Genomic DNA, 1,442 nt, shown 5'->3' on the forward strand with positions numbered 1-1,442 from the left:
GAGAGTGTCCGATTGTTTGTGTGCGGGGGCTTGGTTTACAAGTAGTCCGCGAATCGGTCGGGGTATGCCACAGCTAGTTGGTTGATGGCTTGTTTCCACCCGGTGGCTTTCGCCCCTTCAACATAGCCGTTGCATTCGATGTCGCGCTTTGCTTTCTTCGCTCGCTGGGCAGCGCGCTTGTCTTCGATGTTGCAGATCATCAACCACAGCGTTTTCAGCGCCGCGGTGTCGTTCGGGAATTGCCCGCGGTTACGGGTAGCTTTACGCAGTTCAGCGTTGAGCGATTCGATCGAATTCGTGGTGTAGAGCACCCGGCGGGCCGCTGGCGGGAACTGTAAAAACGGCACGAACCGGTCCCAGGCGTCGCGCCAGACTTTGACCGATTGCGGGTATCTCTGGCCCAGTTCACTGGCCTGGAACGCGTCCAGGCTGGCACGTGCGGTGTCCTCGTTGGCGGCCGTGTAGACCTCACGTAGCGCACGGGAGACAGATTTGCGGTCCTGATGCGACACCCACCGGTTCGAAGCCCGAATCAGGTGCACAATGCAGGTTTGCACCATGGAATTCGGCCAGGTTGCCTCGACAGCTTCCGGCAAGCCTTTGAGCCCGTCGCAGCACACGATGAACACGTCCTGGACACCACGGTTGGCCAGATCCGCGCACACCGATGCCCAGAATGCAGCGCCTTCATTATCGGCAATCCACAATCCCAGGATGTGCTTGATGCCGTCCATGTCGACACCAACCGCCATGTAGCAGGCCTTATTGACCACGCGGTGACCGTCACGGATTTTCACGCGTAGCGCGTCGAGGAAGATCACCGGGTAAAACTCGTCGAGCTGGCGGTTTTGCCAGATCATGACCTCGTCTAACACCGCATCGGTAATGGTGCTGATCGTATCCGGGCTCATATCCACCCCGAGCGTGGTCGCGAGGTGATGCTGAATATCGCGCACTGTCATCCCACCGGCGTATAGCGAGACGATCATGTCGTCGAGCTCTGTGAGCCGACGTGCGCCCTTGGGCACCATCTTCGGAGTAAACGTGCCGGCACGATCCCTGGGCACGGTCACTTCCACCGCGCCGTAGCCAGAATTGACGGTCTTGGTGTACGACCCGTTGCGGTGATTGCCGCCGTGCACGGGTTCAACCTGGGCTTTGGACTTGCGGTCGGAGTGGCTATAGCCCAAATGCGCATCCATCTCTGCCTGCAGACCAGCGTTGATTGATGCCTGCAGCAGGCCTTTGACCAGCTCGCTGGCATCATCAGCGGAGGTCGACAGCTCGCTGATCAGGCTAGCCAGCTCAGGATTTTCCATCAGCTTCTCGCTGATCTCGTTGAACCTCGCCGGGTCATGGCCTTTCTTCGGTGACACCGTAGTCATTATCGGTGAAACTCCCTCTCAATCAGAGCCTCACACACAAACTTCCTGACACCCTCG

Annotated in this window: 1 protein-coding gene; it reads right to left on the reverse strand. The window is 58.7% G+C overall.

Annotation, left to right across the window (positions count from 1 at the left end):
- Positions 1 to 35 precede the first annotated feature (35 nt).
- A complete protein-coding gene (locus HMPREF2736_RS02195; RefSeq protein ID WP_070828787.1) occupies positions 36 to 1,385 on the reverse strand; it encodes an IS256 family transposase in 1,350 nt (449 codons plus the stop codon).
- Between the last annotated feature and the right edge of the window lie 57 nt (positions 1,386 to 1,442).

This window comes from Corynebacterium sp. HMSC036E10 (assembly GCF_001836265.1).
In the GTDB taxonomy this organism is placed as follows: domain Bacteria; phylum Actinomycetota; class Actinomycetes; order Mycobacteriales; family Mycobacteriaceae; genus Corynebacterium; species Corynebacterium coyleae.

Bases quoted from the DNA above. Each gene is read 5' to 3' on its own strand.
- HMPREF2736_RS02195 (WP_070828787.1), bottom strand. From the start codon at position 1,385: ATGACTACGGTGTCACCGAAGAAAGGCCATGACCCGGCGAGGTTCAAC.